19 protein-coding genes are annotated in these 23,169 nt (G+C 64.3%); 12 read left to right on the top strand and 7 right to left on the bottom strand.

What is annotated here, in order from left to right; genetic code table 11:
• The first annotated feature begins 82 nt into the window (after window positions 1–82).
• The 4 genes from P0Y64_11955 to P0Y64_11940 all read left to right on the top strand — a co-directional run bounded on the left by P0Y64_11955 (window position 83) and on the right by P0Y64_11940 (window position 6,162).
• Window positions 83–1,246 (top strand): efflux RND transporter periplasmic adaptor subunit, encoded by a 1,164-nt coding sequence (locus P0Y64_11955; GenBank protein WEK42104.1) that lies wholly within the window; start codon window positions 83–85, stop codon window positions 1,244–1,246.
• Between the two features lie 6 nt (window positions 1,247–1,252).
• Complete coding sequence (locus P0Y64_11950) at window positions 1,253–4,408, top strand: efflux RND transporter permease subunit (protein WEK42103.1); 3,156 nt, start codon at window positions 1,253–1,255, stop codon at window positions 4,406–4,408.
• A complete protein-coding gene (locus tag P0Y64_11945) occupies window positions 4,405–5,826 on the top strand; it encodes an efflux transporter outer membrane subunit (protein ID WEK42102.1) in 1,422 nt (473 codons plus the stop codon). Before P0Y64_11950 ends, P0Y64_11945 begins: the two co-directional genes overlap by 4 nt.
• Window positions 5,827–5,895: 69 nt before the next feature.
• A complete protein-coding gene (locus tag P0Y64_11940; GenBank protein WEK42101.1) occupies window positions 5,896–6,162 on the top strand; it encodes a hypothetical protein in 267 nt (88 codons plus the stop codon).
• A gap of 189 nt (window positions 6,163–6,351) precedes the next feature.
• On the opposite strand, the gene P0Y64_11935 is transcribed toward P0Y64_11940, so the two are convergent.
• Both P0Y64_11935 and P0Y64_11930 read right to left on the bottom strand, forming a co-directional pair.
• Entirely contained in the window at window positions 6,352–7,101 is a 750-nt protein-coding gene (locus P0Y64_11935; protein WEK42100.1) for an isocitrate lyase/phosphoenolpyruvate mutase family protein, read from the bottom strand.
• 33 nt (window positions 7,102–7,134) lie between these two features.
• Window positions 7,135–7,443 carry an NIPSNAP family protein gene (locus P0Y64_11930; GenBank protein ID WEK42099.1) on the bottom strand — a complete coding sequence of 103 codons (309 nt, stop codon included), beginning with the start codon at window positions 7,441–7,443 and terminating at the stop codon, window positions 7,135–7,137.
• Here P0Y64_11930 and P0Y64_11925 point away from each other — a divergent pair.
• From P0Y64_11925 to P0Y64_11905, 5 genes are all read left to right on the top strand, one after another.
• Window positions 7,442–8,245 carry a helix-turn-helix transcriptional regulator gene (locus P0Y64_11925; protein WEK42098.1) on the top strand — a complete coding sequence of 268 codons (804 nt, stop codon included), beginning with the start codon at window positions 7,442–7,444 and terminating at the stop codon, window positions 8,243–8,245. The two genes, P0Y64_11930 and P0Y64_11925, sit on opposite strands and share 2 nt — an antisense overlap.
• A 91-nt stretch (window positions 8,246–8,336) precedes the next feature.
• Entirely contained in the window at window positions 8,337–8,900 is a 564-nt protein-coding gene (locus tag P0Y64_11920; GenBank protein WEK42097.1) for a ferritin-like domain-containing protein, read from the top strand.
• 91 nt (window positions 8,901–8,991) lie between these two features.
• Window positions 8,992–10,503, top strand: coding sequence for an acetyl-CoA hydrolase/transferase family protein (locus tag P0Y64_11915; GenBank protein WEK42096.1), 1,512 nt, complete (start codon window positions 8,992–8,994; stop codon window positions 10,501–10,503).
• A gap of 85 nt (window positions 10,504–10,588) precedes the next feature.
• Entirely contained in the window at window positions 10,589–12,184 is a 1,596-nt protein-coding gene (locus P0Y64_11910; protein ID WEK42095.1) for a peptidase S10, read from the top strand.
• A 111-nt stretch (window positions 12,185–12,295) separates the two neighbouring features.
• Window positions 12,296–12,886 (top strand): cell wall hydrolase, encoded by a 591-nt coding sequence (locus P0Y64_11905; protein ID WEK42094.1) that lies wholly within the window; start codon window positions 12,296–12,298, stop codon window positions 12,884–12,886.
• 9 nt (window positions 12,887–12,895) lie between these two features.
• On the opposite strand, the gene P0Y64_11900 is transcribed toward P0Y64_11905, so the two are convergent.
• The gene (locus tag P0Y64_11900; GenBank protein ID WEK42093.1) at window positions 12,896–13,864 is read right to left on the bottom strand and encodes a rhodanese-related sulfurtransferase; all 969 of its coding nucleotides are present in this window, start codon (window positions 13,862–13,864) and stop codon (window positions 12,896–12,898) included.
• A 60-nt stretch (window positions 13,865–13,924) separates the two neighbouring features.
• Window positions 13,925–14,635, bottom strand: a complete 711-nt coding sequence (locus P0Y64_11895; protein ID WEK42092.1) for an NRDE family protein — start codon at window positions 14,633–14,635, stop codon at window positions 13,925–13,927.
• Window positions 14,636–14,844: 209 nt separating this feature from the next.
• Between P0Y64_11895 and P0Y64_11890 the strand changes: the two genes are divergently transcribed.
• The 3 genes from P0Y64_11890 (at window position 14,845) to P0Y64_11880 (ending at window position 20,605) form a co-directional block, all read left to right on the top strand.
• Entirely contained in the window at window positions 14,845–17,046 is a 2,202-nt protein-coding gene (locus P0Y64_11890) for a TonB-dependent hemoglobin/transferrin/lactoferrin family receptor (protein WEK42091.1), read from the top strand.
• 17 nt (window positions 17,047–17,063) lie between these two features.
• On the top strand, window positions 17,064–18,053 hold the full coding sequence (locus tag P0Y64_11885; GenBank protein WEK42090.1) for a hypothetical protein: 990 nt from the start codon (window positions 17,064–17,066) through the stop codon (window positions 18,051–18,053).
• 206 nt (window positions 18,054–18,259) lie between these two features.
• Window positions 18,260–20,605, top strand: coding sequence for a TonB-dependent receptor (locus tag P0Y64_11880; protein ID WEK42089.1), 2,346 nt, complete (start codon window positions 18,260–18,262; stop codon window positions 20,603–20,605).
• A 60-nt stretch (window positions 20,606–20,665) separates the two neighbouring features.
• Here the strand turns inward: P0Y64_11880 and P0Y64_11875 are convergent, their stop codons facing one another.
• From P0Y64_11875 to P0Y64_11865, 3 genes are all read right to left on the bottom strand, one after another.
• Entirely contained in the window at window positions 20,666–21,526 is an 861-nt protein-coding gene (locus P0Y64_11875) for a sigma-70 family RNA polymerase sigma factor (GenBank protein WEK42088.1), read from the bottom strand.
• Window positions 21,526–21,996, bottom strand: a complete 471-nt coding sequence (locus tag P0Y64_11870; GenBank protein WEK42087.1) for a carboxymuconolactone decarboxylase family protein — start codon at window positions 21,994–21,996, stop codon at window positions 21,526–21,528. Before P0Y64_11870 ends, P0Y64_11875 begins: the two co-directional genes overlap by 1 nt.
• 103 nt (window positions 21,997–22,099) lie before the next feature.
• Complete coding sequence (locus P0Y64_11865) at window positions 22,100–23,167, bottom strand: alkene reductase (protein ID WEK42086.1); 1,068 nt, start codon at window positions 23,165–23,167, stop codon at window positions 22,100–22,102.
• Window positions 23,168–23,169 lie beyond the last annotated feature (2 nt).

Here is a 23,169-nt window from a genome sequence, read left to right as displayed (position 1 = left end):
CATGGTTTTGGGCAGGCGTAGTTCGCGTGAAATCGTGAGTGAACGTTCACTCACGAAAGTAGCATAAAATCTGGGGACTTTCATGACAAAGTTTGCGTCGGCAATCGCGGTCGCTCTGCTGCTGTCGGCCTGTGGCTCGGGGGCTCCCCCTGCGCAGCAGGGGCCGATGCAGGTCAGCGTCGTGACCGTGCGGTCGCAGCCGGTCACCCTGACGACCGAACTGCCGGGCCGCACGGTGGCCTATGAGACGTCGGAGGTCCGCCCACAGGTCAATGGCCTGATCCTCGCGCGCCTGTTCGAGGAGGGCGATTCGGTTCGTCAGGGCCAGCCGCTCTATCGGATCGATCCCCAGCCCTACAAAGCGAGCGAGGCGAGCGCGGCTGCCGCGCTGGCGCGGGCCAAGGCGGCGATCGCCTCCACCAGCGCGCTCGCGCGGCGTTATGACGAGCTGATCAAGATCAACGCGGTCGCCCGGCAGGATTACGACAATGCGGTGACGCAGGCGGCGCAGGCGCGTGCCGATGTGTCCGCGCAACAGGCCGCGCTGAACTCGGCTCGGATCGATCTTGGGCGCACCACGATCCGCGCGCCGATCTCGGGGCGGATCGGGCGTTCGGATTTCACCACCGGCGCGCTGGTCACCGCGTCGCAGGCGAATGCGCTGGCGACGATCCAGCGGCTCGATCCGATCTATGTCGACGTGCAGCAATCGAGCGCGGAAGTGCTCAAGCTGCGCCAGCAGATCATGGCGGGGCAATTGTCTCGCGAGGGCGGCGCAGCGCGCGTGCAGCTGAAGCTGGAGGATGGCACCACCTATCCGATCGAAGGCGAGCTGAAGTTCACCGATGTGTCGGTCGACCCGACGACGGGCAGTCAGGCGATCCGCATCCGCTTCGCCAATCCGCACGGCCTGCTGCTGCCCGGGATGTACGTCCGCGGGCAACTGGTCGAGGGAACGCAGGCGCAGGGGCTGCTCGTCCCGCAGCGCACCGTCAGCCGGGACGAGCGCGGACACCCGACCGTCATGGTCGTCGGCAAGGACAACAAGGTCGAGCAGCGCGTGATCGAGACGGCGCGGACGGTCGGCGATTCATGGCTGGTCACCGGCGGCCTGAAGGAAGGCGAGCGAGTGGTGGTCGAAGGCGGCATGATGCTGCGGCCCGGCATGCCGGTGAAAGCAGTGGCCTATTCACCCAAAGACGACGCGGCGGCGCCAAAGGCCGCCGCGCAGGCACAGGCGAAGTAAGCCCATATGTCCCGCTATTTCATCGATCGCCCGATCTTCGCATGGGTCATCGCGATCATCATGATGCTCGCCGGCGCGCTCGCGATCCGAACGCTGCCGGTGGCGCAATTCCCGGAGATCGCGCCGCCGACGGTGTCGATCGCCGCCGTCTATCCCGGCGCCGATGCCGAAACGCTGGAACGAACGACCACCCAGGTCATCGAGCAGCAGCTCAAGGGCATCGACCACCTGCGCTATTTCTCGTCCTCATCCTCCTCTGCAGGGATGGTGACGATCACGCTGACGTTCGAACAGGGCACCAATCCTGATATCGCGCAGGTCCAGGTCCAGAACAAACTTCAGGCCGCGACCCCCCTGCTCCCGCAGGAAGTGCAGCAACAGGGCTTGCAGGTGCAGAAGTCGGCGGCGAGCTTCCTCGTTATCGTCGGCCTCTATTCGAAGGACGGATCGCACAGCGCCACCGACCTTGCCGATATGGTGGTGTCGCGGCTTCAGGATCCGGTCAGCCGGATCAGCGGGGTCGGCGAGATTCAGGTGTTCGGCGCGCAATATGCGATGCGCATCTGGGTCGATCCGCCGAAACTCAATGCCTATCAGCTTACCATCGCGGATGTGATGACGGCGGTGCGGGCGCAGAACGCGCAGGTTTCCGCCGGGCAGATCGGTGCGCAGCCCGCGCCGAAGGAGCAGATGCTCAACGCCACCGTATCGGTGCAGTCCCGCCTCCAGACGCCCCAGCAGTTCGGCGCGATCCGGCTGAAGAACGGCCCGGACGGTTCTGTCGTGCGCCTGTCAGACGTCGCGCGCACTGAATTGGGCGCGGAGAATTACGGTTTCGACACACGCTACAACGGCCAGCCCGCATCTGGTTTTGGCGTAAAGCTGGCGTCGGGCGCCAATGCGCTCGCCACGGTGGAGGCCGTGAAGGCGCGCGTCGAGGAAATCGCCAAGGGGCTGCCCGCCGACGTTCGCGTCTCCTATCCTTACGATACGACGCCGTTCGTGCGGCTGTCGGTGAAACAGGTCGTCCACACCCTGTTCGAGGCGGTGGTTCTCGTCTTCCTCGTCATGTTCCTGTTCCTGCAGAACTGGCGCGCGACCCTGATCCCGACGATCGCGGTGCCGGTGGTGCTGCTCGGCACGTTCGGGGTGATGGCGGTGGCCGGGTTCACCATCAACACGCTCACATTGTTCGGGATGGTGCTGGCGATCGGCTTGCTGGTCGACGACGCGATCGTCGTGGTGGAGAATGTCGAACGATTGATCGTCGATGAGGGGCTGCATCCGCGCGACGCGGCACGCAAATCGATGGACGAGATCAGCGGCGCGCTGATCGGCATCGGCATGGTGTTGTCCGCAGTGTTCCTGCCGATGGCGTTCTTCGGTGGCTCCACCGGGGTTATCTATCGCCAGTTCTCGATCACGATCGTCTCGGCGATGGTCCTCTCCGTCGCGGTCGCGCTCATCCTGACGCCCGCGCTCTGCGCAACGCTGCTGAGGCCGCACGATCCGACCAAGCATGAGGGCGATGGCCTGCTCGCGCGCTTCTTCCGCTGGTTCAACCGCACTTTCGATAACGGGCGTGCGCGCTATGAAAAGGGCGTGCGAAGCACGACGCGGAACTGGAAGCGTTCGATTCTGGTCTATCTGCTGATCGTCATCGGCATGGCGCTGCTGTTCGTGCGCTTGCCGAGCGCGTTCCTGCCGGATGAGGATCAGGGCGCGCTGATCGCGCTGGTTCAGGGGCCGTCGGGCGCGACAACCACACGAACCGAAAAGGGGCTGGAGCTGGTCCGCAGCCACTTCCTCAGCGAAAAGTCTGTGGAGGCGGTGTTCACGATCAACGGCTTCAGCTTCGCCGGGCAGGGCCAGAATGCCGGCCTCGCCTTCGTCAGCCTGAAGCCCTGGGACGAGCGCCCCGGTGCCGACAACAAGGTGCAGGCGCTTGCCGCCCGCGCGAGCAAGGCCTTTTCGCAATATAAGGACGGCATGATCTTCGCGCTGGTGCCGCCGGCCGTGGCCCAGCTCGGCAATGCCACCGGCTTCGACATGCAACTCGTCGATACCGGCAATATCGGGCACGAAAAGCTGACGGAGGCGCGCAACATGCTGCTCGGCATGGCGGCGCAGGACAAACGCGTCTCGCAGGCCCGCCCGGTGAACCTGGAGGATGCGCCGCAGCTCAACATCAACGTCGATCAGGACAAGGCGCGCGCGCTGGGGCTCGATCTCGCGTCGATCAACTCGACGATTTCGACTGCCTGGGGCGGCGCCTATATCAACGACTTCGTCGATCGCGGGCGCGTGAAGCGCGTCTATATTCAGGCGGACGAGCCCTATCGCGTCCGGCCGGAGGATCTCGCCAGTTTCTACGTCCGTGGTTCGGGCGGTCAGATGGTGCCGTTCAGCGCTTTCTCGACGCTCGAATGGGCCAAGGGGCCGGTGCAGCTCACGCGCTATAACGGCCAGTCGGCGATGGAGATTCAGGGCGGCGCTGGCCCCGGCGTCAGCACCGGCACCGCGATGCAGGCGATGGAGGAGATGCAGGCAAAGCTGCCGCCGGGCACCACCCTCGAATGGACCGGGCTTTCCTATGAGGAGCGTCTGTCGAGCGGGCAGGCACCTGCCCTTTATGCTCTCTCGCTACTGATCGTGTTCCTGTGCCTTGCCGCCCTTTACGAAAGCTGGTCGGTGCCGGTCTCGGTCATCCTGGTGGTGCCGCTGGGTGTCGTCGGCGCGTTGCTGGCGGCGACACTGACGGGGCTGAACAATGACATCTATCTTCAGGTCGGCCTGATCACCACGATCGGCGTGTCGGCGAAGAACGCGATCCTGATCGTGGAATTCGCCGAGGAGCGGATCGCGGAGGGGATGCGCCCGTTCGACGCCGCGATCGAAGCCGCGAAGCTGCGGCTGCGCCCGATCCTGATGACCAGCTTCGCCTTCGTGTTCGGCGTGATGCCACTGGCGATCACCACCGGCGCGGGCGCCGGTGGGCAGAATGCGATCGGCCGATCGGTGGTCGGCGGCATGCTGTCCGCCACGGTACTGGCGATCTTCTTCGTCCCGATGTTCTTCGTCGTCGTGCTGCGGATGTTCGGCCACCGCGACAATCATGCCGAGCCGGATGCCGGCACCGCGCCGCAGGGAGTTTCCGCGTGAACCGCCGCCATAATATCGTTGCCCTTCTCGCCTGCGCGACCGCGCTCTCGGCGTGTAACCTCGCCCCGAAATATGTTCGGCCAGTCGGCGCGGTGCCGGCGGAATTGCCACAGGGCGGGCCGTATCCGGCAGCGGCGACCGACGCGCCGGACATCACCAAGGTCGGGTGGCGCGATTTCTTCACCGACGCGCGGCTGCGCCAGGTGATCGAGACCGGGCTCGCCAACAATCGCGACCTGCGTGTCGCGGCGGCCAATGTGTTGCAGGCACGCGCGCAATATCGCGTGCAGCGGGCCGATCTGGTTCCCTCCACCGGAGTGAACGCCGGCGCGACCTATACCAACAATGTCGCGGCGCTGAGCGGCGGCGCGTCGACCGGCGTATCGCCCGATATCTCGGCCTATACGGTGTCGGCCGGTTTCTCTTCGTTCGAGCTGGACCTGTTCGGCCGGGTCCGCAACCTGAGCCGAGCGGCGCAGGAACGCTATTTCGCCAGCGAGGAAGCCCAGCGATCGACGCGCATCAGCCTGATCGCGGAAATCGCCACCGCATGGCTGACGCTCGCCTCCGATCGCGATCAGCTCGCGCTGGCGGAACAGACGCTCAAAACGTTCGAGCAAACACTGGAGCTGACCCGCGCGCAATTCCGCATCGGCGTCGCTTCCGAGCTGGCCGCACGGCAGGCGGAAACGAGCTATCAGGGCGCGCGCAACGATATCGCGGTGCTGCGCACCCGGATCGCGCAGGATCAGAACGCGCTCAACCTGCTCGCCGGTACGACCGTCGCCGCCGAGCAATTGCCGGCCGGGCTGGATCAGGGGCAGGTCACGCTGGACGCACTGCCGGCCAACGTCTCGTCGCAGGTGCTTTTGCGACGCCCCGATGTGTTGCAGGCGGAGCATCAGTTGATCGCGCAGAACGCCAATATCGGCGCGGCGCGCGCAGCCTTCTTCCCCACAATCTCGCTTACCGCGACGATCGGGACGATCTCCACCGCGCTGTCCGGCTTGTTCGCCGGCGGCAGCTTCACCTACACCGGCACGCCGGCCGCGTCGCTTCCGCTGTTCGATGGCGGGCGCAACGCGGGGAACCTCGCATACGCCAAGGCATCGCAGCAGGCGGCGGTGGCGACTTACGAGAAATCGATCCAGACCGCGTTTCGCGAGGTCGCCGATGCGCTCGCGACACGCGGCACGATTGGGGAGCAGGTTGCTGCGCAGGACGCCCGCGTCACGGCGGCGCAAGTCGCGGCGCGCCTGTCCGACGCGCGGTATCGCGCGGGGATCGATTCCTTCCTGACCACGCTCGATGCGCAGCGCACGGCCTATGCCGCGCAACAGCAGCTTCAGACCACCCGGCTCGCCCGCGCGAGCAATCTCGTGGAGCTGTACCGCGCGCTCGGCGGGGGGCTGGATTGAAAGATTAAGTCAGTCGCTTGCCTTTTTGCGCAACGAGCATATCCTCCTCCCCATAAAAGGAGAGGCGGAATGGACAGAATTGAACTTATCGCGAGTGAGTCCAGCGATAAGAGTTTGGTGATTTTGCAGAGCCTGCTTTGCCTGCTGCGTGAAAAAAACCTGCTGACGCGGGCGGATATCGAGGAATTGTGCGACAAGGTGCAAACCCGCGCGACTTCTCATGCGCAAGACCCGTTGCCATGCTGCGTGGAGGGCGCAACCGCCGCCGCCAGCGAGATGGAGCGCCTGGGCAAATATATCGGCCATCGCTACGGCGGGAAGCATCGCCGCATCTGAGGCGACGGTTTGAGGTAAGCGCGGCTTCGGGCATTGGTCTGGTGCCGCCGCAATGCCTCGTGACGGCATTTCAGCCGCGCTTATGACGCTCATTCGACGCAACGCATCGCGTTGAAAAAGAAGTCCGCGATGCAGAAGGCTCGCGCGGCTCCTTTCCTATCAGCCCCCTTTCGCGGAAGCGCCCGCGCGTTATGGCTCACAGTCCTTCAGCGTTCTGGCGGCGGAGTCGAACGCCGCCCACACCCGATGCGCGAGACTGCCCCCCACGCTGCATCGCCGGACGCCGAGCGCCGCGAACGCGCTGATGCCATCATCATATTCATTGACGACGACGCTCACCGGCTTGGGCGCAACCGCCGCGACCAGTTCGGCAATCGCGCCCCGATCAAGAATGAACGGCACGAACAGGCAATCCGCCCCGGCTTCGGCATAAGCGACCGCGCGGGCGATGCTTTCCGCAACCGGCATGCCCGGCACGCGGAAATTCTCGTTGCGCCCGATCAGCATCACACTGGAATCGACGGCATCGATCGCCGCGCGCGCGGCCCCGATGCGCTCCACCGCCAACGGCAGGTCATACATCGCATGGCCGGACCAATCCTCGATCGAGATCCCCGCAACACCCGTCGCCACCGCCATGCCGACATTGGCGGCGACCTCCGCCGGGCTGTCCGCGAAACCATTTTCGAAATCGGCGTTGACCGGCAGAGCGGTCGCATCGACGAGCATTTTCAGGTGCGCGAGCACGGCGTCGCGCCCCAGCTCTCCGTCGTTCTTGCCCGCCGCCCATGCGGCCCCTGCGCTGGTCGATGCAATCGCCTTGAACCCGAGCGCGGCCAGACGAACCGCGCTGCCCGCGTCCCACGCATTGGGGATGATGAAAAAGCCGCTCTCATGCAATGTGCGGAACGTGGCACGTTTTTCGGCGATCGTCGGCATGCCTGTCTCTCCTTTGCCCCTGCCCTTTTTCGCTCAATCGCCCGACGCCAGTCTGAAAAACTGTCGCTCCTCGCGCCGGATGAACCGCTCGCGCGAACTTAGCGCAAAATTCTCCCGACCGAGAGGGTCTGCCTTGAGGCGCGCGCGATAGGCTTCATAGGCAGCGAGATCGGCGATCGAATAAATCCCGTAAGCGGTCGTCGCGGTGCCTTCATGCGGCGCGAAATAGCCGATGAGATCAGCGCCGCAGCGCGGGATCACCTGCCCCCAATTACGCGCATATTCCTCGAACGCGGGCAATTTGTAGGGATCGATTTCATAGCGGATGATGCAGGTGATCATGATCTGGCTCCCGTCTTGGAACGCCACAATCTATCGCGATTGGCGCGCGGACGTTTCGGGCGCGCCCGAAGCAATGGCAGGGCATTTCCGCTATGCTCCCCGCATGAGCAGCATCACCTCACTTGCGGAAACCGGCGCACTGATCGGTGAACCGGCGCGCACCGCGATGCTGATCTCGCTGATGGATGGCCGCGCGCTGACCGCCGGCGAGCTGGCGCGCGGTTCCGGCATCACCCCCACCACCGCGAGCGGCCATCTTGCCCGATTGGTCGATGGGGGCTTGCTGACGATGGTGGCGCAGGGGCGGCATCGCTACTTCCGCCTCGCCTCGCCAGCGGTCGCGCGGATGATCGAGAGCATGATGGGCGTGGCCGGCGTGGTGGATGCCGCGCGGCGCAGCCGGCCGATCCGCTCCGGCCCGGCCGAACAGGCGATGCGGCGCGCGCGCCAGTGCTACGATCACCTCGCGGGTGATGTCGCGGTGCAACTCGCCGATTTTCTCGCCGGCTCGGGCTATCTCGAATGGACCGCGGAGGCCGCTACGATCACCCCGACGGGCATCGCTTTTCTGGAGCATCTCGGCCTTGAGCTGGGCGACGGGCGCTCCGGCCGTCAGCGCGCCTTTTGCCGGCCATGCCTGGACTGGAGCGAGCGGCGGCCGCACATCGCCGGCGCCGTCGGCAGATCGCTGTTCACACTGCTGCTCGATCGCGGGTGGGTCCGCCGGACTCCGGCCAGCCGCGCCGTCACCATCACCGCGATCGGGGCGGGCGCGCTCGAACAACACTTCGAAATCCGCTGACCTGCTCCTCGGCAGGAACGCGCATTGCCGCCAGTCGTTGTCAGTCCGCGAGAGGCCATGAAAAACATGCCTTTCAAAAAAGGAGGAGCGAATGGCCGCGAAGAAATCCGACCCTTTCGTCACCGATGTAAAAACGCTGCGCGCACGCGCGAAAAAGGCGCTCGACAAGGGCGCGCTCATGCCTAGCTACAAGGGCGATCCCGCTAAAACGATCGAGCTGCTGCAGAATGTCGTCGCGACCGAATTGGTTTGCGTGCTGCGTTATCGGATGCACGCGATCACCGCCGACGGCATCGACAGCAAAAGCGTGGCGGCGGAGTTCACCGAACACGCCGATGACGAAAATCGCCACATGATGATGGCCGCCGAGCGGATCGATCAGCTGGGCGGCGTGCCCAATTTCAATCCCGAAGGCCTAGCCTCACGTTCCGTCACGGAATATGGCAATGGTGGCGATCTGGTTGAAATGCTGAGACAAAACCTTGTCGCCGAGCGCATCGCCGTTGAGCATTATCAGGAACTCATCCAATATTTCAGCGATCACGATCCGACGACCCGGCGGATGCTGGAACAGATTTTGGCGGATGAGGAGGATCATGCCTCCGACATGCATGACCTGCTCGTCGCGCGCGAAGGAAAGCCGTTTCTGAAATAATCGGCTCGGTTGGCCGATTTGAATTTGATCCACCGTCGATCGCGTTCCATTGGGCCAACCCAGTTCGATGCTGAAGAGCTGAAAAATCCCCATGTCCACTCGTATTGCCGATCCACGCCTTCGCGGGCGCATCATGTCTGCCGAAGCGGCCGCCGCGCTGATCGACAATGGGCAAACCATCGGCATGAGCGGCTTCACCGGATCAGGCTATCCGAAGATGGTGCCGATGGCGCTCGCCCGGCGGATTGAGGCCGAGCATGCCGCCGGGCGCCCAATGCGGGTCAAGGTGTGGACCGGCGCATCGACCGGGCCCGAACTGGATGGCGCGCTGGCAAAGGCCGACGGCATCGAGTTGCGGCTACCGTATAATTCCGATCCGATCGCGCGCGAACGCATCAATCGCGGCGAGATGGATTATCTGGACATGCATCTCAGCCAGGTCGCGCCGATGGCGTGGCAGGGTTTCCTCGGCCCGCTTGACGTCGCGGTCATCGAGGTGACGGCGATCCGCCCTGATGGCTCGCTGGTGCCATCGTCATCGGTGGGCAACAACAAGACCTGGCTCGATCGCGCCAAGGCGGTGATCCTCGAGGTCAATTCGTGGCAAAATCCCGCGCTGGAGGGGATGCACGACATTTACTATGGCACCGCGCTGCCACCGCACCGCGTGCCGATCCCGCTGGTGCGACCGGACGACCGCATCGGCGAGCCGGTGCTGCGGTGCGATCCGGACAAGATCGTTGCGATCGTCGAAACCGACGCGCCCGATCGCAACCTGCCATTTACTCCGCCGGACGAAGCGGCCCGAGCGATTGCGGGCCATCTGCTTGAATTCCTTGGGCATGAGGTCGCAAAGGGCCGCCTCCCCGCCGCTTTGTTGCCGCTCCAGTCGGGCGTCGGCAATATCGCCAATGCGGTGCTGACCGGGCTGGTCGATGGCCCGTTCCACGATCTCACCGCGTTTACCGAGGTGATTCAGGACGGGATGCTCGATCTGCTCGATTGCGGGCGGCTGCGCATGGCGTCCGCCACATCCTTCTCGCTCAGCCCGGAAGCGGCGGCGCGGCTCAATGCGGATATGGATCGCTATCGCGACCGCATGATCCTGCGCCCGCAGGAGATCAGCAACCATCCTGAGCTGGTGCGCCGGCTCGGCTGCATCGCGATGAACGGCCTGATCGAGGCCGATATCTACGGCAATGTGAATTCCACATGCGTCATGGGATCGCGCATCCAGAACGGGATCGGCGGTTCGGGCGATTTCGCGCGCAACGCTTATGTCTCGATCTTCATGACCCCGTCGACCGCGAAGGGCGGTGCCATCTCCGCGATCGTGCCGCAGGCCGCGCATGTCGATCATATCATGCAGGATGTCGCGGTGCTGGTAACCGAACAGGGGCTGGCCGACCTGCGCGGGCTCAGCCCAAAGAAACGCGCCGCGCTGGTGATCGAGAATTGCGCGCACCCCGTCTATCGCGATGCCCTGCGCGACTATTTCACGCGCGCCTCGCAAACCGCGTTCGGTCGCCACGCGCCTTCGCTGCCCGGCGAGGCATTGTCCTGGCATCAGCGCTATATCGACACCGGCACGATGCGCTTCTAGCGGCGCGGCAAACCCGGTTTACACCAAGGCCTCGCGTCGGCAGGTTGGTTCGCTTCCAATCCATTCCGCTCGACGAAGGGCCACGATGAAATCCGCTTTGCTCACGATCCTGACGGCCTTTGCCGCAGCGACCAGCGCGCACGGAGCCGAAACGCCCGCGAAGGCGGACGCCGCCACCCCGGCGTCCGCTATTTTCCAGCCGAGCGAGATCGCCACCACCGGCTCGGTAACAATTGCCGGCGCGCGCATTCCCTATCGCGCGGTGGCGGGAACAATGGTCGTTCATCCGAAAGGATGGAGCGACACGAATGCGATTGATGGCGGCGACGAAAAGGACGCGAAGAAGCCCAAGGCCGAAGCGTCGATGTTCTACACCGCTTATTTCAGGAACGGCGTTCCAGCGGCAAGCCGCCCGATCACCTTCCTGTTCAACGGCGGCCCCGGCTCATCGAGCATCTGGCTGCACATGGGCGCGTTCGGCCCGATCCGCGTCCAGACGCCTGATCGCGGGCATGCGCCCGGCGCGCCTTATGCCATGGTCAATAATGACGAGAGCCTGCTCGACGTCTCCGATCTCGTCTTCATCGACGCGCCGGGCACCGGCTTCAGCCGGATCGCCGGGCATGAGAAGGAAGCGGCCTTCTATGGCGTGGATCAGGATATCCATGCATTTTCGAAATTCATCGTCCAGTTCCTGTCGCGCTATCAGCGCTGGAATTCGCCCAAATATCTCTTCGGCGAAAGCTATGGCACGATGCGCGCGGCGGGAATGACGCTGGCGCTGCAGAAGGAGAGTGTGGACCTCAACGGCGTGATCCTGCTGTCGGACATCCTGAACTGGGATCTGATCCCGGACGATCCGCAGGCAAATCCGGGGATCGACCAGCCCTATATCGTCAGCTTGCCGACCTATGCCGCGACCGCCTGGTATCATCAGAAGCTCGCGAACCGGCCAGCCGATCTGCCCGCGTTTCTCGCCGAGGTAGAGCAATTCGCCACCGGTAATTATGCCTTGGCGCTGATGCAGGGCAACACCCTGCCGGCGGAAAAACGTCAGGCGATCGCCGCGCGGCTTTCCGGCTATACCGGGCTGCCGGTCGCCTATCTGCTGAAGAGCAATCTCCGCATCGAATATGGCGCGTTCCAGAAGGAGTTGCTGGCGGCTGACGCCCTCACCACCGGCACGCTGGACACCCGCTTCACCGGCGCGACGCTCGATCCGCTGAGCAAGGTTTCCAGCTACGACCCGCAAAGCACCGCGATCGAGGCGGCCTATGTCGCGGCGTTCAACAGCTATGCGCGCGGCACGTTACGTTATGGCGACGGGATCGAGTTCAAGCCCGGCGTCAGCATTTACGAAAGCTGGGACTACAAGCATCAGCCGCCCGGCGCCGCGCGGCCGCTGATCGCGCTGCCCAATGTGCTGCCCGATCTCGCCATTGCCATGAAACAGAATCCCCAGATGAAACTGCTGGTAACCGGCGGTTATTTCGACGTTTCGACGCCCTATTTCGCGGGCGTGTATGAATTGCGCCATCTGCCGGTGCCGGCGAATATCCAGGCCAATATCGACTATCGCCATTATGAGTCAGGCCATATGGTCTACGTCAATCCGACTGTGCTCAAGGCGTTTCACACCGACGTCGCCGATTTCATTCGCCGTACCGACAATATCAAATGACGTTGACGCACGGGGCTGGTCGCTCCGCCGTTCGGGCGATATCGGCGCTATATGGCACGGCGGAAGCATCGTAGGCGCAGGAAACCAAAGGCCTATTCTCCGCCCCGTTTGTTGATTCTGTGCAGCCTCGCAGCGCTCGCCTTTATCGCATGGCTGGCGATCCGCGACCTCAGGACCGTGCCGCATCAGAAACCGGCGCCGCGCACCTTGACGATGGCACAGGCGCGCGCCGCCAATGCGGCGATCCCGTTCGTGCCTGGCAAATTGATGCCGGCGCGGCCGTTCCATTTCAACGGCGGGCCCGCTGCGCGCGAACAGGCGATCCAATGCCTCGCCACCGCCGCGCTTTACGAGGCGGGGAACGACAAGCCCGGCCAGAAAGCGGTGATGCAGGTCGTGCTCAATCGCGTCCGGCGCGCGGGCTATCCGAAAACGGTGTGCGGCGTGGTCTATCAGGGCGCGGCACGGACGACCGGCTGCCAATTCTCCTTCACCTGTGACGGATCCCGCACCCGGCGCCCGGAACGCGCCGGCTGGACGGCCGCCCGCCACGCGGCGCGGCGTGCTCTGTCAGGCTATGTGTTTCGCGCCGTCGGCATGTCGACGCATTATCATGCCGATTGGATCGTGCCCTATTGGATCGGTTCGCTGGACAAGATCGCGCGGGTCGAGAGCCATATCTTCTATCGCCCGCGCCGTTAACGCGCGCCCTCAACCGTGCGAGGCGCCGACATGCGGCATGCCACGCGCATCCGCCAGGCGCGTCTGCCGCATCCGCTCCGCATATCCGGCGCGCTGCCGCTCATCGCGTTCGGCATGACAGGTGGCGCAGCTCACCCCCTCGACATAAAGCGGCGAGGTGCGATCCGCCTCGCTCAGCGGCCGCCGGCATGCGCGACAGAGTTCATGTTCGCCCTTCGCCAGCCCATGTACCACCGTCACCCGCTCGTCGAAGACGAAACACTCGCCTTCCCACAGGCTTTCCTCCTGCGGCACCGTTTCGAGATATTTCAGGATACCGCCGTCGAGGTGATACACCTCTTCCACCCCTTCCGCCTTCAGAAAGGCGGTGGCTTTTTCGCAACGAATGCCACCAGTGCAGAACATCGCGACCTTGGGCGGCGCGCCATCCCCGAGCAGCGTCTCACGCTGCGAACGAAACCACGCGGGAAAGTCGCTGAACGTCGGGGTGCGCGGATCGATCGCGCCCGCGAAGGTGCCGACCGCGACCTCATAATCGTTGCGCGTATCGATCAGGATCGTGCCCGGGGCAGCGATCAGCGCATTCCATTCCTCCGCCGCGACATAATGGCCGACATCGGTAAGCGGATCGATATCCGGCTCTCCCATCGTCACGATCTCGCGCTTGAGGCGCACCTTCATGCGATGGAACGGCAGCCTGGCCGCACGCGAGAACTTCGGCTCCAGCCCCTCGCATCCCGGCAGCATGCGAATATGCGCGAGCACTGCTTCGATCGCCTCATCGCTGCCCGCGATCGTGCCGTTGATCCCTTCCCGCGCGAGCAGCAGCGTGCCCTTCACGCCAAGCGACCGGCAAAGCTCGTCCAGCACCACGCGGATGCCTGGGCAGTCGTCGAACACGGTGAAGCGATAAAGCGCCGCAACGCATATCGGCAGGGTGGCATCGGGCATGTGGGAAACCGGGTCTGGTGCTCGCATTATGCGGTGCGCCATAGCGATTGCAGCGCGTTTCCGCCACCATGAGCCGCCGATCCGCAGCTACCCCCAGTCGAACGAGATCGCGGTATCCCCCACCGCCCGCCCATCGCGATCGAAGCGGCGTTCCACGATCATCCCTTTGTCGCTGGCGTCCACCAGAACGATCGTGCTGCATCGCGTGCCGTAAACCGGGCTCTCGACGAAGATCGGCGCGGGATCATCCGGGTCCCCGCTTGGCGGACTGGTATCGCGCAACCCCGCGAACAGCGCTTCGCGGTCATGCGTGGCATCGGCCAGCCAGCGCTCGATCGCATTGCTCAAGCGGATGGTCTTGCGCCACGGCGGATCGAGCGGGCCATTGGACATCGCATGCAAGCCCGGCGCCAGCGGTCGCGAGACGGGGGCCGGCCGGTTGGACAGGAAGCGCGCATCATCATTATCGACCAGCACCGCGTTGAACGGGTTGAATCCAGACAGCCGGTCGAGCGCGGGGATCGTGCCCACTGCCAGCCCCGTGACTAACGCGCCGCGCGACGAAAGCGCCGGATCAGGATCGCCATAGCCGCGAACGTTGGTAACCGCCGCGAACCGCCCCTTGCCCGATACGGCCAGCCAGGTGCCGCCGGCCTTTATGTCCCGACCCGCGATAATGTCCTCGCCTTCCCAGCGATGCAGCGCATCGGCGGGACGGTCGTGAAATTCGTCGCGGTTGGCGGCGACCACCAGTTTCCAGCGCGGATGGATTCGCCACGCAATCGCAAGCACACACATGCCGCGTTTGTCTCAGTTCAATCGAGGGACCGCAATCCCGCGGTGGTCCGGCTCGCTCAATTCGCAAATTCGCTATTGAGAATAATTCGCGATAAACCGCTTGACCGATCCAAGCCCCTTTCCGTAATTCACGCTCTGTCGATAACGATTCGCAATAGCGTTACTAGGGGGTTAGATTGACCGTTTCGCAATCCGGGCGCCGCCGCGCCATGCATGCCAGAAAGCTTGCGGGCGTCTGCGCGCTATCGCTCGCCACAGCGCTTTTTCCTGAAGCGGCATTCGCGCAGGATGGCGATCCGCTCGTCATCGTCGATCCACGCGGCACTATCACGATCACCGCGACCCGCCTGCCGCAGAAGCTCGACGACGTGCCCGCAACGGTCAGCGTCATCACAGACCGCCAGATCGCGGACCAGCTTGTCTCGAACATCAAGGATCTCGTCCGTTTCGAGCCCGGCGTCAGCGTGCGACGCGCGCCGTCGCGCTTCGGCGCTGCGAGCGGATCTACCGGGCGCGACGGCAATTCCGGCTTCAATATTCGCGGGCTGGAGGGCAATCGCGTGCTGATCCAGGTCGATGGCGTGCGCGTGCCGGATGGCTTCGATTTCGGCGCGCAATCGGCAGGGCGCGGCGATTATGTTGATGTCGGGCTGGTCAAATCGGTCGAGATTCTGCGCGGCCCAGCATCGTCGCTCTATGGCAGCGACGGGCTGGCGGGCGCGGTGAGTTTCATCACCAGCGATCCGGTGGATTTCCTGCGCGACGGCCGCGAGATCGCCGGGCTGGCGCGGGTCGCTTATGATTCCGCCGATCGCCAGTTTTCCGAAACCGCGATTCTTGCGGCGCGCAGCGGCGACTGGTCCGCGATGGCCGCCTATACGCGCCGGGACGGGCACGAACTCGCCAATATGGGCATCAACGAGGAGCCCAATTCGCGCCGCACTGCGCCCAATCCGCAGGACACTTTCTCCAACGCGATCCTCGGCAAGATCGTCTGGCAGCCAACCGACGCGCATCGCGTGCGGCTGACCTATGATCATTATGACGATCATGTCCGCACCACTGTGTTGAGCGGCATCGCACCGGTGCCGACCGCCGCCACCAGCGTGATCGGCCTCACCGCGCGCGACGAGACGAAACGCGATCGCGTAAGCCTGGACTGGCGCTACCAGGGCGCCGGCGCGCTCGCCTCGGCACAGGTCGCCTTCTGGTATCAGCAGGCGGAGAACCGCCAGTTCAGCGCGGAGGATCGCAATACCGCCGCCGACAGAACGCGCCTCAACACGTTCGACAATCGCGTATTCGGTGCCAGCGCGGAACTGCGCAGCGATGCTGTCACCGGCGTATTCGCCCATCGCTTCGTTTATGGCGGAGACATCAGCGTGACCCGGCAAAAGGGCCTGCGCGACGGCACGGTGCCAACTCCGCCCGATGTATTCCCGACGCGCGCTTTCCCGGTGACCGACTTCACACTCGCAGGCGGTTATGTGGGAGACGAGATTTCGGCGGCCGACGGGGCGATCACGCTCTATCCCGTGCTGCGCTTCGATCATTACAGTCTCAACCCGCACAATGACGCGCTGCTGCCCAATTTCCGCTCCGCGGAACAAAGCGGCTCACGCGTGTCGCCAAAAATCGGCGGCGTCGTGAAGCTGGGGGGCGGAGTTAGCCTGTTCGCCAATTACGCGCAGGGCTTCAAATCGCCGTCGCCGACACAGGTGAACCAGTTCTTCCAGAACCTCGCGCAGGGCTACACCTCGATCCCCAACCCCGATCTGCGCCCGGAGACGAGCGAGACGTGGGAGGGCGGATTGCGCCTGTCCGAGGGACCTGTCAGCGCCGGCGTTACCGGCTTCACCGGTCGCTACCGCAATTTCATCAGCCAGCAGATAGTCGGCGGAGCATTCACTCCGGCCAATCCGGCGGTGTTCCAGTTCATCAACCTTAATCGCGTGCGCATCGAGGGCGTCGAGGGGCGCGTCGACATGCGCGCGGCGAGCGGCCTCTCGGGCCGGATGGCGATCAGCTATGCCAAGGGCGTGATCACCGAACCAGATGGCTCGCGCTTGCCGCTGTCGACCGTCGATCCGCTCAAGCTGGTGATGGGCGTGGGATATGACGCACCCGATCGCCGCTTCGGCGGGCAGGTGGTGGCCACCCATTCGGCGCAGAAAAAACTGCGCGAGGCGAGCGCCACCGATTACCGTCCGGGCGCCTTCACCATCCTTGATGCGACCGCTTATGTCCGCGTCGGCGAGGCACTGACGTTGCGCGCCGGGCTCTTCAACATCTTCGATACCAAATATGCATGGTGGAGCGACGTGCGCGGGCTCGCCGCCAGTTCGCCGGTCATCGATGCCTACACCCAGCCGGGCCGCAACGTGAGCGCCTCGCTCACCGCCCGCTTCTGATCCTCGGGGGACATATCATGAAGAAGATACTGCTGCTTTCCGCACTGCTCGCCGCGACCGCACCATTGCCCGCGCTCGCCGACGGCCCGCTCAAGCCGCGCTCCGCCGAAAGTGAGTCGCAATCGTTTCAGGCCGATCGTGCCGCGATCCTCGCCATGGCGGGGAATTACAAGGTGACGTTCGACATGCGCGAAACGACGCCCTGGCGCGCCGATTACACGCCGATCGACCCGAAGATATCGGGCGGTCACGAGGCGGTTCGCGTGGTCGAGGACAGCGGCCGCCGCATCGTCCTCCAGCATCTGCTGGTGGTGAAGGACAAGGCCGGCAAGGTCTTCGTCATCAAGCATTGGCGGCAGGATTGGAATTACGAGCCGGAAAGCCTGCTCGTCTATGCCGGAAAGGGCCGCTGGAACACGGAGGCCGTGCCAGTGACGATGCGCGCCGGGCGCTGGTCGCAGACGGTGTGGCAGACGGACGATTCCCCGCGCTACGGCGGCTGGGGCCAGTGGAGGGACGAGGGCGGCGTGCGGCGCTGGCGCAGCAACTGGACATGGCGTCCACTCGCGCGACGCGATGCGGTGCGCAATCCGCCATATGATCGCTATCTCGCGATCAACCGCCACTCACCCTCCCCCGCCGGCTGGATCCACTGGCAGGACAATATCAAGATGGGCGCTGAGCCGGGCTCGGGCGGACAGGGCAAGCTGGTGCCGTTCGTGCAGGAATCGGTGCTCAACACCTATGTGAAGGCGAGCGATTTCGACACTGCTGCAGCGGACGCCTATTGGGCAGCAACCAGGGACTATTGGGCCGCGATCCGCACCGCCTGGGACGAAGCGATCGTGCGGGACAAGGGCGTCAGCGTCACCGAGGTCGCCGATACCGGATCGGCCGGCGCCGAGCGGCTGATGGGGATGGCGGACGACATTCAGGCCGGCAAGCTCAAGACCGCCGCCGCGATCCAGCGCGGCCGCTCGATCGTCAGCGAAGTAACGCGGCACTAAGCGCGCGGGGGCTTACGCGCGGGCCCACCTTTGCCGTCATACCGATGGCGGCAAAGGTACGCGTCCCCCCGTCCGCACACTCAAATCGGAATGATATTCATCGGACTTTTGCCATACAAATTACGCAAATCATGATCCAAAGTTGACAATATGCGCTGATAATATCAATTACCTCTCAAACTATAACGCATCTTGAGAGGGGAACCATGATTTACCGCAATGCGCGCGCACCGCGTGGCGCGATCGTCGCGTCGGTCTCGCTGCTGGCGCTCGGCCTCGGCGCGCCTCAATCCGCAGCAGCACAGACGGCAGCATCGCCCTCGGCCGATCAGGGCACGCAGGCGTCCGACGATATCGTCGTGACCGCGCAGCGCCGCGAGCAAAACCTGCAGGACGTGCCGATCGCGGTGACCGCGGTGGATTCGCGCTATCTCGAATCGCGCGACATTTCCTCACTCGATCAAATCGGTGCGATCGCGCCGAATCTGAAGATCGAACGCACCCCCGGCAACAAGACCGTGAGCCAGATCGCGATCCGCGGTTCCGTCACGATCAACCCGGCGATTACTTTCGAGCCGGCAGTGGGCCTCTATCTCAACGGCGTTTATATCGCGAAGGCGCAGGGATCGCTGTTCGATGTCGCCGATCTGGAACGCGTCGAGGTGCTGCGCGGGCCGCAGGGTACGCTTTATGGCCGCAACACGCTGGCCGGCGCAGTAAGTCTCGTCACCAAGAAGCCGACCGGCGAGTTCGGCGGCAACGTGGAGGCGACCTATGGCAATTATAACGCCCGCGTGTTGCGCGGAAATATGGATCTGCCGCGTGTCGGGCCATTCAGCGTCAAGCTCTCCGGCCAGGTCAAAAAGCGCGACGGCATGGTTGAAACGGTGCCGAACCCTTATCCGCAGGCCGTGCTGGCCCGCCCCAATTCGGTCGATAGCGTCGATAATATCAATAGCTGGGGCGTCGCGGCGGATGTGCGCGGCGAACTGACCGATCGACTGACGGTCGATTATTTCTTCGATCACAGCAAGACCGACCAGCGCCCGCAGAACTCGCAGCTCGTCCGCGTCAACCGCAATGGCGATCCGCGCGACATCTTCGATCCGAGCTCGCCCGGTTATGCGTTCGGGGGCGCCTTCTTCCCGCTCAACCTGTATGTCCGCCCCGATCGGCAGAGCACCGCCAGCTTGGATTCGCCGCTGTTCGAGCGCTCGACCGTCACCGGCCATGCGCTGACCGCCGAATATAAGCTGGGCGAGGTGAGCCTGAAATCGATCACCGCGTGGCGCGCGATGACCTTCGACGACAGCCTGGATCTCGATGGCTCTCCGCTGCCCGTCGCCAATACCGAGCGTCATTCCCGCTACCATTCGTTCAGCCAGGAGCTGCAACTGATCGGCGAGACGGGGCCGCTGTCCTATGTCCTCGGCGGCTATTACTTCCGAGACAGCGGCGGGACGATCAACCCGCAGACCTTCTTCGGCGGCGCACAGGTTTATGATTCGCGCTATGCCAGCCAGACGCGCGCCTATGCCGCGTTCGGCCAGGTCGACTGGAAGATCCTGCCCAATTTCACGCTCACCGGCGGCCTGCGCTATTCGCAGGAGAGCAAGAATATCACCCGGCTGTTCCGCATTCTGGCCTCGCCTGATGTACCGGCGGTCGCGCTGCCGCTAACGGTGCTGAACGTGCAGAAGGGCGATGTGCCCGATGCCAAATTCCACGCCTGGACGCCTACCGCGATCGCCACCTATCAGCCGAGCAAGGACGTCACGCTCTACGCAAAATATGCGCGCGGCTTCAAATCCGGCGGGTTCAATGGCGAGACGAGTTCGCTCGCCGAACTGCTCCAGCCCTATAAGGCCGAAACGGTGGACAGCTACGAGCTGGGGCTGAAATCGCGCGCGCTCGATCATACGCTGACGTTCAACGCCGCCCTGTTCTGGAACGAAGCCAAGAACATGCAGCTTTCGGTTTTCACCGGGCGCAATGCGGCGGAAAGCTTCATCCTCAACGCGGGCGCGGCGCGGCTGCGCGGCGTGGAGCTGGAAATGATCGCGCGCCCTGCCCCGTCATTGCAGGTCACGACCTCATTTTCCTATCTCGACGCCAAATATAAGAAGTTCATCGATGGCGGCGTCGACGTGTCGGACAATCGCGCCCTCCCGCATGCGCCGAAATACAATGTGTCGGTGGGGACGGATTGGTCGCCCTATAACGGCAGCGCGGGCAAGCTCGATCTGATCGCCGATCTTAGCTTCGTGTCGAGCTATTTCACCTATCCCTATCCGCTTCGCGCGGCGCTCCCTTCGGACCAGACGGCCTATGGCTCTGAATCTCCGGGACGGACGATCGTGAACCTGCGCGCCGCGCTGACCCGCATCCCGCTGGCCGGCGTGCAGGGCGAGATTTCGGTGTGGGGGCGCAACGTCTTCAACGATGTCAGCCCATCGAACTTCATCGATTTCGGCCCCGGCTTTGGCGGCCTGACTGTCGCTTATTTCAACGAACCCGCCACCTATGGCATGACATTGGGGGTTCGCTTCTAACGCCAATAGCGCGCGATCCGCCCGTCGGAATGACGGCGCGGATCGCGGCCGGTCGCCGGATCAGTGAAGGTGTTTCAGCTTGTCCGGATTGCGCATCACATAGATTGCGGTGACCTTCCCGTCCTCAATCTCCAGCGCGGTCGTCTGAAGCTCACCATCGGCTTCGCGCGTTATGAAACCCGGCAGGCCGTTGATGAAGGCCGTGCGCACCAGATCGGAGCGATGGCGGCGAAACAGCGCGGCGAGCGCTTTCTGCACCTGCATCACCTCCACGATGCCGATGATCAGCCGCGCCGCCGCCGGGCGCTTCCCGCCGCCATCGGCATGCAGGCTCACATCGTCCGTAAGCATCGCGCTGAGCCCGGCGAGATCGCCACTGCGTGATGCGGCGAAAAAGGCGCCGGCGATTTCCAGCCCGCGCCGCTTCTCGACCGCAAAGCGCGGACGCGCCTCGCGGACATGAGTGCGTGCACGCGCCGCGAGTTGGCGACACGCGGCGGAATCACGCCCGATCGTCGTCGCGACTTCCTCGAACGCCAGCCCGAACACGTCGTGCAGCAAGAACGCCGCGCGCTCGAGCGGTGAGAGGCGTTCCAGCGCCAGCATCAGCGGCAGCGTGACATCCTCTTCCTCATCGTTTTCCTCGACGATGGGATCGGGCAGCCACGGGCCGATATAGGTCTCGCGCTGGTGTCGCGCCGATTTGAGCTGATCGAGGCACAGCCGGGTCACGGTGCGGCGCAGGAACGCCTCCGGCTCCCGCACCTCGGCGCGATCGGCCGCCATCCAGCGGATGAATGCGTCCTGCACCGCATCCTCCGCATCGGCGACCGACCCGAGCATGCGATACGCGACCCGGACGAGCCGGGGACGCAGCGGATCGAAGCTCGCCGCCGCGTCCTCGCTGCCCCCCTGCCCCATCAGGCGGCGGCCTGCTGAAGCGCCTTGGCCGCCTGTGGCTCGATCCACAGTCCGAAGCCAACCGCGAGCCGGTTCCAGCCGTTGATGACGTTTATCATCAGCGTCAGTTTCACCTGCTCCTCCTTCGTGAAATGCGTGCCGAGCGCGGCATAGGCCGCCTCCTGCATATGCCCTTCGGAAAGCCGTGTCAGCGCATCGGTCCAGCCCAGCGCCGCGCGTTCGCGCTCGCTATAGCACGGGGCTTCGCGCCACGCCGACAGGAGGTAGATGCGCTGCTCGGTCTCGCCCTGCTGGCGCGCCTCGGCGGTGTGCATATTGATGCAATTGGCGCAGCCGTTGATCTGCGACGCGCGAATCTTCACCAGTTCGATCAGGCTCGGTTCGAGGCTGGCGGCAATAGCCACGGATGTGTCCGTCCACTGCTTCATGAGCTGCGGCGCGACGGCATAAGGGTTCAGCTTGGCGGTCATGGTTCCGTTCCTTTCATGGTCCGGAAACATGACGAGCGACCGCCGCGCGATGTGACATGCGGAGCGAAAAAATTCGGATTCGACGCGCGCGGTCGCGGGGAAGCTATTCCGCGAAGGCGGGATAGTCGGTGTAGCCGGCCGCCTCACCCGTATAGAGCTTCGCGTAATCCGGCCTGGCCAGTGCGGCGCCGGCACGGATGCGCGCAACGAGATCGGGATTGGCAATGAACGCCCGCCCGAATGATGCGGCTTCGGCGCGATCCGCCGCGATCAACCCGCGGGCGCTTTCTGCCTTCAGCATGTTGTTCGCGATCACGGCGCCGCGCCAATGCGCGCGGATCATCGCGAGCGTGTCCAGCTCGGGCAGATTCATGTCGACGACATGCGCATAAGCGAGCCCCAGCTTGTCCGCGCCCCGAAGCAGCGGCACGAAGACCGTTGCCGGATCGCTCACGTCCATCCCGTTATACGGATTGCCCGGTGAGATGCGGAACCCCACCCGCTCACCACCGATCGCGTCTGCCAGCGCCTTGAGCACCGCGATCGGAAAACGCGCGCGCTTCTCCGCGCTGCCGCCCCATTCGTCGCTGCGCTGGTTGCTCGCCGGATTGAGGAACTGATTGACGAGATATCCGCTCGCGCAATGCAGCTCGACCCCATCAAGGCCCGCCGCGCGTGCATTGCGTGCAGCTTGCGCGAATTCCTCGACGACCAACGGGATCTCCACCGCATCGAGCGCGCGGGGCGCCGCCGTCGGCACCGGCGTGCCATCGGGGCCGGGCACGGGATCGGGGCACGGCAGCGCGGACGGGGCGATGACATCCGCGTCGAAGCCACGGTTCGCGGCCACCACCACACGACCGCAGTGCATCAATTGCATCACGATCCGGCCGCCCGCCGCGTGAACCGCGTCGGCGACACGCCGCCAACCCTCGATCTGCGCCGCGCTGTGGATGCCCGGCGTCCGCCAATATCCCTTGCCCGCCGGGGTGGGCTGGACACCCTCCGTCACGATCATCCCGGCGCTGGCGCGCTGACTGTAATAATCGACCATGATATCGCCCGGCACATCATCCGGGCCGGCGCGATCGCGCGTCATCGGCGCCATGACGATACGGTTGCGAAGCTCTATAGCCCCCAATGTCACCGGCTCGAGCAACACATCCGTCATTC

Source organism: Candidatus Sphingomonas colombiensis, assembly GCA_029202845.1.
Classification (GTDB): domain Bacteria; phylum Pseudomonadota; class Alphaproteobacteria; order Sphingomonadales; family Sphingomonadaceae; genus Sphingomonas; species Sphingomonas colombiensis.
The sequence above is the reverse complement of the archived record's forward strand: the minus strand, read 5'-3'. Positions and strand labels throughout refer to the sequence as shown.